Source organism: Acinetobacter sp. YK3, assembly GCF_001729365.1.
Classification (GTDB): Bacteria; Pseudomonadota; Gammaproteobacteria; order Pseudomonadales; family Moraxellaceae; genus Acinetobacter; species Acinetobacter vivianii.
This window is the reverse complement of record NZ_LZPJ01000090.1, coordinates 1-13,237: the sequence shown is the minus strand read 5'-3', so window position 1 is coordinate 13,237 and position 13,237 is coordinate 1. Positions and strand designations below refer to the sequence as shown.

Annotated in this window: 12 protein-coding genes; all 12 read left to right on the top strand. The window is 44.1% G+C overall.

Going from position 1 to position 13,237, the window contains the following annotated elements; genetic code table 11:
- Nucleotides 1-8: 8 nt before the first annotated feature.
- A complete protein-coding gene (gene nuoE, locus A9Z07_RS09925) occupies nucleotides 9-518 on the top strand; it encodes an NADH-quinone oxidoreductase subunit NuoE (RefSeq protein WP_004770767.1) in 510 nt (169 codons plus the stop codon).
- Nucleotides 515-1,840, top strand: a complete 1,326-nt coding sequence (gene nuoF / locus A9Z07_RS09920) for an NADH-quinone oxidoreductase subunit NuoF (protein ID WP_005228924.1) — start codon at nucleotides 515-517, stop codon at nucleotides 1,838-1,840. Before nuoE ends, nuoF begins: the two co-directional genes overlap by 4 nt.
- An 11-nt stretch (nucleotides 1,841-1,851) precedes the next feature.
- On the top strand, nucleotides 1,852-4,536 hold the full coding sequence (gene nuoG, locus A9Z07_RS09915) for an NADH-quinone oxidoreductase subunit NuoG (protein WP_069578270.1): 2,685 nt from the start codon (nucleotides 1,852-1,854) through the stop codon (nucleotides 4,534-4,536).
- Between the two features lie 3 nt (nucleotides 4,537-4,539).
- The gene (nuoH, locus tag A9Z07_RS09910) at nucleotides 4,540-5,556 is read left to right on the top strand and encodes an NADH-quinone oxidoreductase subunit NuoH (RefSeq protein WP_004770773.1); all 1,017 of its coding nucleotides are present in this window, start codon (nucleotides 4,540-4,542) and stop codon (nucleotides 5,554-5,556) included.
- An 18-nt stretch (nucleotides 5,557-5,574) separates the two neighbouring features.
- Complete coding sequence (nuoI, locus tag A9Z07_RS09905; protein WP_004655439.1) at nucleotides 5,575-6,117, top strand: NADH-quinone oxidoreductase subunit NuoI; 543 nt, start codon at nucleotides 5,575-5,577, stop codon at nucleotides 6,115-6,117.
- The gene (gene nuoJ / locus A9Z07_RS09900; RefSeq protein ID WP_171062196.1) at nucleotides 6,117-6,635 is read left to right on the top strand and encodes an NADH-quinone oxidoreductase subunit J; all 519 of its coding nucleotides are present in this window, start codon (nucleotides 6,117-6,119) and stop codon (nucleotides 6,633-6,635) included. The genes nuoI and nuoJ overlap by 1 nt, the downstream gene beginning before the upstream one ends.
- Nucleotides 6,635-6,943, top strand: a complete 309-nt coding sequence (gene nuoK, locus A9Z07_RS09895; RefSeq protein WP_004770776.1) for an NADH-quinone oxidoreductase subunit NuoK — start codon at nucleotides 6,635-6,637, stop codon at nucleotides 6,941-6,943. Before nuoJ ends, nuoK begins: the two co-directional genes overlap by 1 nt.
- On the top strand, nucleotides 6,940-8,835 hold the full coding sequence (nuoL, locus tag A9Z07_RS09890) for an NADH-quinone oxidoreductase subunit L (protein WP_069578264.1): 1,896 nt from the start codon (nucleotides 6,940-6,942) through the stop codon (nucleotides 8,833-8,835). Before nuoK ends, nuoL begins: the two co-directional genes overlap by 4 nt.
- A 1-nt stretch (nucleotide 8,836) precedes the next feature.
- The gene (gene nuoM, locus A9Z07_RS09885) at nucleotides 8,837-10,435 is read left to right on the top strand and encodes an NADH-quinone oxidoreductase subunit M (protein WP_004770779.1); all 1,599 of its coding nucleotides are present in this window, start codon (nucleotides 8,837-8,839) and stop codon (nucleotides 10,433-10,435) included.
- Between the two features lie 3 nt (nucleotides 10,436-10,438).
- A complete protein-coding gene (nuoN, locus tag A9Z07_RS09880; protein WP_004770781.1) occupies nucleotides 10,439-11,935 on the top strand; it encodes an NADH-quinone oxidoreductase subunit NuoN in 1,497 nt (498 codons plus the stop codon).
- Nucleotides 11,936-12,041: 106 nt separating this feature from the next.
- Nucleotides 12,042-12,677 carry a uracil phosphoribosyltransferase gene (upp, locus tag A9Z07_RS09875; RefSeq protein ID WP_004770784.1) on the top strand — a complete coding sequence of 212 codons (636 nt, stop codon included), beginning with the start codon at nucleotides 12,042-12,044 and terminating at the stop codon, nucleotides 12,675-12,677.
- A 122-nt stretch (nucleotides 12,678-12,799) separates the two neighbouring features.
- Nucleotides 12,800-13,090 carry a cold shock domain-containing protein gene (locus A9Z07_RS09870; RefSeq protein ID WP_004770785.1) on the top strand — a complete coding sequence of 97 codons (291 nt, stop codon included), beginning with the start codon at nucleotides 12,800-12,802 and terminating at the stop codon, nucleotides 13,088-13,090.
- Nucleotides 13,091-13,237 lie beyond the last annotated feature (147 nt).

Below are 13,237 nucleotides of genomic sequence, written 5' to 3'. Positions count from 1 at the left end.
AAACGATTATGATGATTTTGACTGATAAAAAACCACGTGTGAATGTTGAAGGGATTTTGACTGCTGACGAAATCCATGAGATTGAACATCACATTGGTCATTACCCATACCCACGTGCAGCCTCTCTGGATGCATTGAAGTGTGTACAGCGCCGTAATGGCTGGGTAGATGACGCACAAATGAATGCGATTGCACAATTGCTCAGCATGAGTGTGGCAGATCTGGAAGGCGTAGCAACGTTCTATAACCGTATCTACCGTCAACCTGTTGGCCGTCACGTGATTTTATTGTGTGACTCGATTGCATGCTTCTTGATGGGTGCAGAAACTTTGGCAGAAGCGTTCCAGCGCGAGTTGGGAATCCAGTATGGACAAACCACAGCAGATGGTCGTTTTACCTTGCTCCCAATTTGCTGTCTAGGCAACTGCGATAAAGGGCCAACTTTAATGATTGATGAAGATACCCACGGTTTAGTGGATGTGTCATCAGTTAAACAGTTATTGGAGAAGTATGTATGAATACTGAACCAAAACCAATTTATGGCGACGGTAATCCAGAAACTCATCCGCTGACTTGGCGTTTGAGCAAACAAGATGCAGTACGTAATGCTGACGAGTACGAAACACTAGAAGGCTATGCAGGCTTTAAAAAAGCACTGAGCATGCCACCAAAAGATGTACTTGAAGTCATTAAGGCTGCAACAGTAAAAGGTCGTGGTGGTGCAGGTTTCCCAGCAGGGATCAAATGGTCATTGATGGCGCCAAATGATGGCGGCCCTCGCTATTTGATCTGTAATGCCGATGAAATGGAACCGGGTACCTTTAAAGACCGTTTGTTGATGGAAAAACTTCCACATCAATTGATCGAAGGTATGTTGATTGCAGGTTATACCCTAGAGGCAACTCAAGGTTATATCTTCATCCGTGGCGAATATATCGAAGCAGCTCAATACTTAAATGAAGCATTAGAGCAAATCCGTGCTAAAGGTTACCTAGGCGAAAATATCCTCGGAACTGGCTGGAACTTTGATTTACACGTTCATACTGGTGCAGGCCGTTATATTTGCGGTGAAGAAACTGCATTGATTAACTCGCTTGAAGGCCGTCGTGCCAATCCGCGTACCAAGCCGCCATTCCCGCAAGTTGCAGGGGCATGGGGTCGTCCAACGATTGTCAACAACGTTGAGACCTACAATAACTTGCCAGCAATCATGTTGCGTGGCCCTGAGTGGTATATCAACCTTTCAGCAGGTAAGTCAAAAGATCCAGGCACCAAGATTTATGGCGCATCAGGTAAAGTCAAATTCCCTGGTCTTTGGGAACTTCCATTCGGTACAACTGCGCGTGAAGTGATTGAAGAACATGCGGGCGGTATGCGTGATGGTTTGACCTTGAAAGCTTGGTTACCAGGTGGTGCATCAACTGACTTCTTGGCAGCTGAACACATTGACCTACCAATGGATTCTGAAAGCATCATGAAAGCAGGTTCACGTTTAGGTACGTGTCTGTTGATGGTGGTCGATGAAACTCAATGTATGGTCTCTGCTACACGTAATTTAGAAGAATTCTTTGCGCGTGAATCATGTGGTTTCTGTACGCCATGCCGTGATGGTTTACCTTGGGCAGTTAAAGCGCTTAAAGCACTGGAAACAGGCGAAGGTAAGAAAGAAGATATCGACCATTTACAAGAGCTTACTCGTAAATTATGGATTGGTAAAACTTTCTGTGCTCACGCACCAGGTGCGATGGAGCCGCTTATGGGCGCACTTAAATATTTCCGTAGCGAGTTTGAAGCAAAGGTTAAAACCCATGCTCCAGCTCTAGACGTAGAACAAGCTTAAGGAATTCGACTATGGCTACAATTCATGTCGATGGAAAATCGTATGAAGTCAACGGCTCAGAAAACTTGCTACAAGCATGTCTCAGCCTTGGCATCGACATCCCGTATTTTTGTTGGCACCCATCCTTAGGTTCTGTTGGTTCTTGTCGTCAATGTGCGGTGACTCAGTATGCGAATCCTGAGGACACACGTGGACGCTTGGTGATGTCATGTATGACACCTGCTGCCGACAATACCTATATCTCGATTGAAGACAAAGAAGCAACGGATTTCCGTGCGTCGATCGTTGAATTCTTGATGACGAACCACCCACACGACTGCCCAGTCTGTGAAGAAGGTGGTCATTGTCATTTACAAGATATGACGGTGATGACTCAGCACGATCGTCGTCGCTACCGCTTTACCAAACGTACTCACTATAACCAAGAGTTAGGTTCGTTTATTGCGCATGAGATGAACCGTTGTATCGCTTGCTACCGTTGTGTGCGTTACTACAAAGACTATGCTGGCGGTACTGACTTTGGTGTTTATGCCAATGCTTCACGTGTGTATTTCGGTCGTCCAGAATCAGGCACTTTAGAATCTGAATTCTCGGGTAACCTGACTGAAGTATGTCCAACAGGTGTATTCACGGATAAGACGCATTCAGCACGTTATAACCGTAAATGGGACATGCAGTATGCGCCAAGCGTATGCTTCGGCTGTTCTTCTGGTTGTAACATCTCTCCGGGTGAGCGTTATGGCGAAATCCGTCGTGTTGAAAACCGTTTCAACGGCTCAGTCAACCAATACTTCCTTTGTGATAAAGGCCGCTTTGGTACAGGCTATGTGAACCGTGAAGATCGTCCACGTCAACCTCAATTCCGCAATGGCGAAACTGTTGCGACGGTGAGTGTGGATCAGGCACTTGATCAGGTGATTGCTCAACTTCAAGGTAAGAAAGTGTTAGGTATTGGTTCACCACGCGCAAGCTTGGAATCAAACTACGCACTTCGCGAACTGGTTGGACAAGACAACTATTCAACAGGTATGTCTCAAAAAGACCAAAACCTAGTTGAGTTAGCTGCATCAATCATGCAAACACAGGGCATCTATAACCCGAACATGCGTGAAATTGAAAGCTATGACGCCGTGTTGATCTTGGGTGAAGACTTAACTCAAACTGCGCCACGTATGGCTTTATCTGTTCGCCAAGCTGCGAAAAATAAAGCCAAAGAAATGGCTGCTGCAACACGTACACCAGACTGGTTAGCTGAACCTGTTCAACGTATTGGTCAAGATGCAAAATCACCAATTTATATCCTTGCTGCAACGCAAACCCGTTTAGCGGATGTTGCAACAGGTGAAGTGGTTGCGTCCCCAAATGACATCGCACGTTTAGGTTTCGCGGTTGCTGCTGCTGTTAATGGCGAAGCGCTTTCTGGTTTAGCTGATGATGCAAAAGCATTTGCGCAAACCATTGCGGATACCTTGAAAGCTGCGAAAAAGCCATTGATTATCTCTGGTACCAGCTTACAAGATCCTGCCATCATGGAAGCTGCGGCTCAAGTTGCGCAAAACCTCGGTGAACATGCAGGCTTGTCATTGACTGTTCCTGAAGTGAACTCAATGGGCTTGGCACTGTTTGGTGGTTTAAGTTTAGAACAAGCATTTGCACAAGATTATGATGCTGTTGTTGTCATTGAAAATGACTTGACTCGTCGTTTACCAGTGGCTCAAGTGAAAGCTGCATTTGACAAGGCTGAAACTGTGATCGTACTCGATCATAGCGAAACTGAAACCTTGAAACTTGCAGATATCGTACTTTCAGCAGCAAGTTTTGCTGAGGGTGATGGTACTGTCGTGAGCCAAGAAGGCCGTGCACAACGTTTCTATCAAGTGTATGACCCAAGCTACTACAAACCTGAATATGCGATCAAAGAATCTTGGCGCTGGTTACATGCCATTGAGACAGGTCTTAAAGGCAAAGCTGTGGACTGGACTTTACTTGATGATGTGATTGATGACATCGTGAAGAATGTTCCTGTGCTTGAAGCGATTCAAGATGTTGCACCTGATGCGGGTTATCGTATTCACGGTTTGAAGATTGCGCGTGAACCACGTCGTTACTCTGGCCGTACGGCAATGCGTGCGCCGTTATCGATTCACGAGCCTAAACAACCGACTGATCCTGATTCGGCATTAACATTCTCAATGGAAGGTTATGTGGGTAATCAGACAGCATCGTCATTGGTACCTTTCGCATGGTCTGCGGGCTGGAACTCACCACAAGCTTGGAACAAATACCAAGATGAAGTGGGCGGTCACTTAAAAGGTGGTGATTCAGGTGTTCGTTTATTCGATCGTTTAGCAAAACGTCCTGCACGTAGCTATGTCGCGCCGTCAGCTGTTGTTGTGAATCCTGAAAGCTTCCGTCTTGTGCCAATGCACCATATTTTTGGTTCTGGCGAATTCACCATTAAAACACCTGCGATGGAATCTCGTATTCCTGAAGCGATGTTTGCTGTGGGCGAACAAGATGCGACACGTTTAAATGTTCAGGATGGTCAACGTATTACCGTGAAAGCGGGCGAGACCAGCATCAGCTTACCTGTACAAGTGATCGAATATTTACCAACAGGTTATATCGGTTATCCAATTGGTCTGGCACCAACAGTTTCATTGGCAGAGCCTGTTTCTGTGGCGGTAGGAGTGTAATTCATGAATCAAGAAATTATACGTCAAACGCCACTTTGGGCTGAGAACTGGCCAATCGCTTATTCGGTGATTCAAGCCATTGTGATCTTGCTGGTGGTGGTTTTGGTTGCTGCGTTAATGTCATTTATTGAGCGTCGTCTCTTGGCATTATGGCAAGACCGTTACGGTCCAAACCGTGTTGGTCCGGGTGGTATGTTCCAGATCGTTGCCGACATGCTCAAGATCATGTTCAAAGAAGACTGGACACCAAAGTTTGCTGATAAGCTGACTTTCCGTTTAGCACCAGCAGTTGCGATGGCAACTGCGGTACTTTCGTTTATGGTTATTCCAGTAAGTCCTACACTGGGCGTTGCGGATATGAGTATCGGCCTATTGTTCTTTATGGCAATGGCGGGTATCGCAGTCTATGCAGTGTTATTTGGTGGTTGGGCATCTAACAACAAATACTCATTACTCGGTGGTCTGCGTTCTGCTGCTCAAACCATTTCTTATGAAGTGTTCTTGGGTATCTCGTTGATGGGTGTGGTTGCGATTGCAGGCTCATTCAACATGCGTGAGATTGTTGAAGCACAACGTGATATGTGGTTCATCATTCCTCAGTTCTTAGGCTTCCTAATCTTCGTTGTTGCTGGTGTTGCAGTCACGCATCGTCATCCATTTGACCAACCAGAAGCTGAGCAAGAATTGGCTGAAGGTTACCACGTAGAATATGGTGGTATGAAGTGGGGGATGTTCTTCGTTGCGGAATATGTCAACGTGGTATTGATCTCTGCTTTGATCGTGACTTTATTCTTCGGCGGATGGCTTGCACCATTTAATCTGGAAATTCCATTTGTTCCACCATTATTCTGGTTCATTATCAAAACAGCATTCTTTGTAATGATGTTTGTCTTGGCACGTGGTTCGTTAATGCGTCCTCGTTATGACCAAGTGATGAACTTTGGTTGGAAAGTTTGTTTGCCATTGGCGTTGGTCAACTTGTTAGTGACTGGTGCTGTGATTCTGATGAATCAGGCCTAGGACAGCAGGGAGTACAAAATGTATAAAATTCTAGCTGGCTTTGGATCGATTGTACGTTCGTTATGGATGGTGTTCAGCCATGTAACGCGTAAACGTGACACGATCTTATATCCAGAAGTACCAGGTGAACAAATTGCACCTCCACGCTATCGTGGTCGTATCGTGTTAACACGTGACCCAGATGGTGAAGAGCGTTGTGTGGCATGTAACCTTTGTGCGGTTGCTTGTCCTGTTGGCTGTATTTCATTACAGAAAGCGGAAAAAGAAGATGGACGTTGGTATCCAGAATTTTTCCGTATCAACTTCTCACGCTGCATTTTCTGCGGTATGTGTGAAGAAGCTTGCCCGACCACTGCGATTCAAATGACACCAGATTTCGAACTTGGTGAATATGTACGTCAAGACTTGGTGTATGAGAAAGAAAACTTACTCATCTCTGGACCAGGTAAATATCCTGACTACAACTTCTACCGTGTCACTGGTATGGCAGTAAGCGGTAAAGAAAAAGGTCAAGCACAAAAAGAAAGTGCACCAGTTGATGTACGGAGCTTATTACCATGATGTGGCCATTTTATTTGATGGCACTTGTGGCCATTGTTTCGACAGTACGTGTTGTGACCAACACCAATCCTGTGCATGCATTATTAAGTTTGATCGTTTCTCTTCTTGCAGTTGCAGGCATTTTCATGATCGTCGGCGCGCCATTTGCTGGTGCGCTTGAGATCATCGTTTATGCGGGTGCAATCATGGTCTTGTTCGTCTTCGTTGTCATGATGTTGAATCTTGGCCAGGATACGATCGAACAGGAAAGCAAATGGTTGACCTCAGATGCATGGGCATATCCTGCACTCATGAGCTTCTTGTTGGGCTTAATCCTGGTGTGGATGTTAGGCGGTGAATACACCACAATTTCTGCGCCAATGGGTACAGAAGTTGTTGGCCCTAAAGCAGTCGGTCAAGCACTATTTACTCACTATCTATTATTGGTAGAAGTTGCCGCGATGTTATTGCTTGCAGCACTTGTTGCAGCATTCCACTTAGGCAAACGTGAACCAGGTGCAGAAGAGGATAAAGAATAATGGGACACATCCCTTTAGAACATGGTTTGATCGTTGCAACCATCCTTTTTGCACTCGGTTTTTACGGTGTGATGGTGCGACGCAACCTATTATTTATGCTAATGAGCCTTGAAATCATGATGAATGCCGCTGCGTTGGCATTCGTTTTGGCAGGTAGTGTTTGGGCACAGCCAGATGGACAAGTCATGTTCATCCTGATTTTGACCCTTGCTGCAGCAGAGGCATGTATCGGTCTTGCGATCGTCCTTCAGTTTTATCATCGCTTCCATCATCTGGATGTGGATGCTGCTAGTGAGATGCGCGGATGAGTACATTATATTTAACCGTTTTATTCCCGCTCATTGGTTTTATCCTTTTAGCGGCAGGGCGTGACAAACTTTCTGAAAATGTAGCTGCCATTATTGGTGTCGGTTCAGTCGGTTTATCTGCGTTATTTGCTTTAATTGCTGGTCTTGCATTTACCAGCAGCGGTCAAACCGTTTTTGTTCAGCACTTATGGACGTGGTTCAGTGTTGGCGGTTTTGAGCCAGGTATCAGCTTGCACCTTGATGGCTTGTCATTATTGATGACAGGTATGGTCACTGGTGTTGGCTTCCTGATTCACATTTTCGCATCATGGTATATGCGTGGTGAAGAAGGCTATGCGCGTTTCTTCTCTTATTTCAACCTGTTCGTTGCCAGCATGTTGTTGTTGGTATTGGGCGATAACCTTGCGTTATTGTTCTTGGGTTGGGAAGGCGTAGGTCTGTGTTCATATCTCTTGATTGGTTTCTACTACTCAAACCCTGCAAATGGTTGGGCAGCAATCAAGGCATTCACGGTAACACGTGTGGGTGACGTATTCTTACTCATCGCATTGTTCCTGATTTATCAACAGTTTGGTACTTTGAATATTCAGTACGTTGTTGAAAATGCAGCAACTGTAATGACGCAAAGCTCATCATTGTCAATCTGGACAGCATTGATGTTGTTCTTGGGTGCAGCAGGTAAATCTGCGCAAATCCCATTGCAAACATGGTTGGCAGATGCGATGGCTGGTCCTACACCAGTATCTGCATTGATCCACGCTGCGACAATGGTTACAGCGGGCGTGTACTTATGCTGCCGTATGTTCTCTGTGATGGAAATGGCACCAGAAGTGATGCAGTTCATCTCGATTACAGGTGCAGTGACCTTGCTTGTGGCTGGTTTTGCCGCATTGGTTCAAACCGATATCAAACGTATTCTGGCTTACTCAACCATGAGTCAGCTCGGTTATATGTTTATGGCGGTGGGCGCTGAAGCGTACCAAGCAGGTTTATTCCACATGCTTGCTCACGCATTCTTCAAAGCATTATTGTTCCTTTCTTCAGGTGCCGTAATTCTTGCATGTCATCACGAACAGAACATTTTCAAAATGGGTGGATTACGTCACAAGATTCCATTCGTATTCTGGTGTTTCGTGATCGGTGGTGGCGCATTGGCAGCACTTCCAATCGTAACGGTTGGCTTCTTCTCTAAAGATGCGATCTTGGGCGCGGTATATGCTCAATCAACCATTGCAAACCTTCCGCTTTACAATACTTTGTACTGGGTCGGTGTTGCGGGCGCATTCTTAACGTCTATTTATACATTCCGCTTAATCTGGGTCGTATTCTTCGGCGAAGAGAAAACGCATGCACATGCCATTCATGGTGTAACTTATTGGGGCCCGCTTGCGATTCTTGCTGCACTGTCAACAGGTATTGGTTACTTCTTACAAGCACCAGTTGCCAAGTTATTGACGGCTGCAAATATTCCAAGTTTTGTGATTCCTGAAACATTAGAAGCTGCTGTTTCTCATGCTGAACATTTAGCAAGTGGTGTTGCCCTTGTTGGTCTGGCTGTAGGTATCTTCTTGTTTGCCTTTGCGTATGGTGCAGTTAAATCATTTGCTCAAAGTTCTTTGGGTTCTGGTTTGGCGCATATTTGCCGTACTGCATTTGGTTTTGATGCTTTGTATGACATCGTATTTGTAAAACCTTACTTATTGATTGCGAAAATTTTAGGTCGTGATCCAGTTGATGGTCTATGGTTAGTACTCCCTGCAATTGTGAAGGGCGGTAATAGCTTTACAAGTTCGCGTCAAACAGGTTCATTACGTGAATACGCATCAAGCATGTCACTCGGTGTAGTGGTGTTATTGATGATCTTGATCGTGATTCAGGTTGTGGGGAAATAAAATGGAAAACAATTTAATTTTACCCGCACTGATTTTAGTTCCTTTCATTGCTGGTTTTATTTGCTGGTTGGTTGATAAATTCGACCAGCACTTACCGCGTTGGATTGCCTTAATTGGTATGCTCATTACTTTTGGTTTGGGCATCGCACTTTGGCAAAGTGGTACATATAGCTACGAGTTGGGCGGTAAAGTCCCGACTTGGGCAGCTGAATTCCATCTTCCATGGATTCAGACTTTAGGTATTAGCATTCACTTGGCGGTGGATGGTTTATCTCTTCTTATGGTGTTGTTAACCGCATTACTTGGTGTACTTGCAGTTGGCTGTTCATGGGGTGAGATTCAAAAGAATGTTGGTTTCTTCCATTTAAACTTGCTTTGGAGTTTAGGTGGGGTGATCGGCGTATTCTTGGCGATTGACTTATTCTTGTTCTTCTTCTTCTGGGAGATGATGCTTGTACCAATCTACTTCCTGATTGCGTTATGGGGTCATAAAGGTTCGAATGGTCGTTCACGTGTTTACGCTGCAACTAAATTCTTCCTCTATACACAAATCGCTGGTTTGATCATGTTAATCGGTATCTTGGGCTTAGTTGTCTATGGATACATGATGACAGGCATGATCGGTTTCGATTACAACTATTTATTGGCTGTTGCGAACCACTTACCACCTGAAGTTGCTTATGCATTCATGCTGTGTTTCTTCATCGGCTTTGCCGTGAAATTACCAGTATTCCCATTACACGGCTGGTTGCCTGATGCGCATGCGCAAGCACCAACAGCAGGTTCTGTGGATTTAGCGGGTATCTTGATTAAGACAGCTGCGTACGGTTTGCTTCGTTTCGTAATTCCATTCTTCCCGGCAGCGTCAGCACAATTTGCTGATATCGCCATTATTCTGGGCTTGATTGGTATTTTCTACGGTGCATTCCTTGCTTACCAGCAAACAGATATGAAGCGCTTACTTGCGTATACGTCTATTTCGCACATGGGTTTTATCTTACTTGCAATCTACGCAGGTAATATTCTGACATTCCAAGGCCTCATGATCATGATGTTGGCACATGGCTTGTCATCTGCTGCATTGTTCATTATGTCTGGTCAGGTTTATGAGCGTTTACACACACGTGATTTACGTTTAATGGGCGGCCTTCGTGGTCAGCTTCAATACTTACCATTCTTCCTGATGTTCTTTGTTGCAGCATTGGTTGGTGTACCAGGTCTAGGTAACTTTATTGGTGAATTCCTGATTCTTATGGGTTCATTTAAAGCTTATCCAGCTTTCACCATTATTGCAGCAGTGAGCTTGGTATTTGCTGGTCTTTATGGTCTGATCCTGATTCACAAAGCATTGTTTGGTGAACCAAACCCAGAGCAAAAACAGCACTATACCAGCCCGCTTAAAGATTTATCTGCACGTGAAGTCAGCATTTTGATGATCTGTGTGATCGGCTTAGTTTGGTTAGGTATTTACCCACAAACTTTCTTGGATATGTCACATTCAAGCATGCAGTGGTTAGTAAATAGTTATATGCCAGTACAAGAAGTTGTTGAAACTGTTCAACAGGCTGCAACTCAACTTGAACATGTGGAGATGCAATAAACCATGAACTTCACAATTTCTTTTTCTGAGCTGATGCCTTTAGCTCCAGTGATGATTGTGGCACTGACCGCAATCGTCGTGATGTTGTTGACTGCGATTAAACGTAATCACAACCTCATTGCGACCACTTCGGTTGTAGGTTTAAACCTTGCTGCAATCTTTATTGCATACACCATGTTTACTGGGCACTTTGCGCCAGTAAACGTGATGGGCATGTTTATGGTTGATCCATTTACCATGCTCTATCAATTCCTGATTCTGATTGCTGCTTTGGCGTGCTGTACCTTGTCTCATGCGTATATCGAGACTTATAAGGAAAACCGCGAAGAACTTTATATCTTGTTGCTGTCTTCAGTTGCAGGTGCAATGTTATTGGTTGCAAGTTCGCATTATGCAGCATTCTTCATCAGCTTAGAGTTGATGTCGATTCCTGTGTACGGCATGTTGGCGTATACCTACCAACGTAGCCAGTCTTTGGAAGCGGGGATCAAATACCTTGTACTTTCAGCGACTGCATCTGCAATGTTGTTGATGGGTATGGCGTATATTTATGCTTATACAGGTTCATTGTCATTCTATGACTCTGTTCAGGCATTGTTTACTGCAATCAAACAACCAATGGTGTTATTGGGCTTAGGTTTAATTATCTTTGCCGTTGCATTCAAACTTTCACTTGCGCCATTCCATAAATGGACGCCAGATGTGTATGCTGGTGCGCCAGCGCCAATGGCGACCTTCTTGGCTACGGCTGCGAAAGTTGCAACGATTGGTTTATTTGTCCGTTACTTACTCACTTCTGGTGCGATCCTGATTGAGTCAATTGTGACAGTGATTACCATCATTGCAGTATTGTCGATTGTCGTGGGTAACTTACTTGCAGTACGTCAAGTTAACTTGAAGCGTATCTTGGGTTATTCATCAATTGCACACTTTGGTTATTTGTTGATTGCTTTGATCAGCATGACTTATGCAAGCTTAGGTAGCGTGACGGTTTACGTGATTACTTATGTACTCACTACCATCGGTGCGTTCGGTGCAGTTGCATTAATGTCTAGTCCATATAACAACGTTGATGAAGCACAAAGTCTTGCAGACTACCGTGGTTTGTTCTGGCGCCGTCCGATCTTGACTGCAACATTGACTGTAATGATGCTGTCTTTAGCGGGTATTCCATTAACTGCAGGCTTTATTGGTAAGTTCCTTGTGGTGATGGCTGCGGTAACCACACAACACTGGTTCCTGGCTGCAATGATCGTTGTGGGTAGTGGTATCGGTTTGTATTACTACTTACGTGTGATGGTTGTCATGTACATGACACCACCAGATGTACCACGTATTGATGCTGATGCACACTGGGGTACTAAAGTGGGTGGCTTGATGGTGCTTGCTGCTGCATTACTTGTATTCGTATTGGGTGTCTACCCAGATCCGATGATTAACCTCGCATTGAAGGCTGAGATCATGTCTCCATTGCACTTTATGTTGTCTCAACAACAGTAATCGTCTGATTTGTACAAAAAAGCCTCCAAAATTGGGGGCTTTTTTATTGCCGAGTAAAAAAACGCTTTATAATAGACAAAGATTAACATTACCTAGGTACTCACTCGTGTCGATTCAAGAAATTCGTCATCCGCTTATTCGCCATAAACTTGGTTTACTACGTCGCTCTGACATCAGTACCAAGAATTTTCGTGAATTAGCGCAAGAAGTCACGATGTTACTGACTTATGAAGCAACAAAGGATCTTCCTGTTGTTGAGCATGAAATTGATGGGTGGGCAGGGAAAGTCTCAACTCAGCGTATCGCAGGGAAGAAAATCACAATTGTACCTATCTTGCGTGCTGGTATTGGGATGTTAGAAGGCGTATTGAGCCTGATCCCAAGTGCGAAAGTGAGTGTTTTGGGTTTAGAGCGTGATGAAGCAACGTTGGAAGTTCGTACTTACTATAAAAAGTTAGTGCCAGATGTTGCCAATCGTTTGGCTATGATCATTGATCCAATGCTTGCGACGGGTAATTCACTCATCGCTGCGATTGATGTATTGAAAGCAAGTGGCTGTAAAGATATTCGTGTTATGGTCTTGGTTGCCGCACCAGAAGGTGTAGCTAAAGTAGAAGCGGCACATCCTGATGTTCGCATTTATACTGCCTCGATTGACCAAGGTTTAAATGAAGAAGGTTATATCGTTCCTGGTCTAGGTGATGCAGGCGATAAAATCTTTGGTAGTGTTCAAAAAGACTAATTTTTGACTCATTCTTAAAAGAGACTTGATCTCATCCTGAAGCTGTTTTGAGGATTGATTGAAAGTCTCTTTTTTATTTTTATATACTGTCATCATCGCATTGAGAAAATAGGATAAATGTCATGAAGCAAGAATTCTATCAAGGCAAAGTTAAACAATATAATCCAGACAAAGGCTTTGGTTTTATTGGGACGTCTGAAGGGGATGTATTTTTTCATATTTCAGAGTATCCAGCCGATGCTGAGCCAAAAAGAAATGAAAAAGTGAAATTTATCGTTGTTGAAAATGACGGGAAGTACAAAGCGACCAAGATTGAACGTCTTGATCCGAATCCTGCCAAAACCAAGAAAACCAAAATTGCTGAGCACAATAATTCGATTACGTCGGCATTATTGTCAAACTTCCGTCGCTAAATACACAACATTTATCCTTTCTTTATTTAGGTATCCACTTAAATATTATGAGAATAGAGGCTTTTTGGCCTCTTTTTTTATTTGGCCTAAAATATCAAGGTGTGAAATAGTTATTACTTTATTAATTGTTTTTATTATCATTTGTTA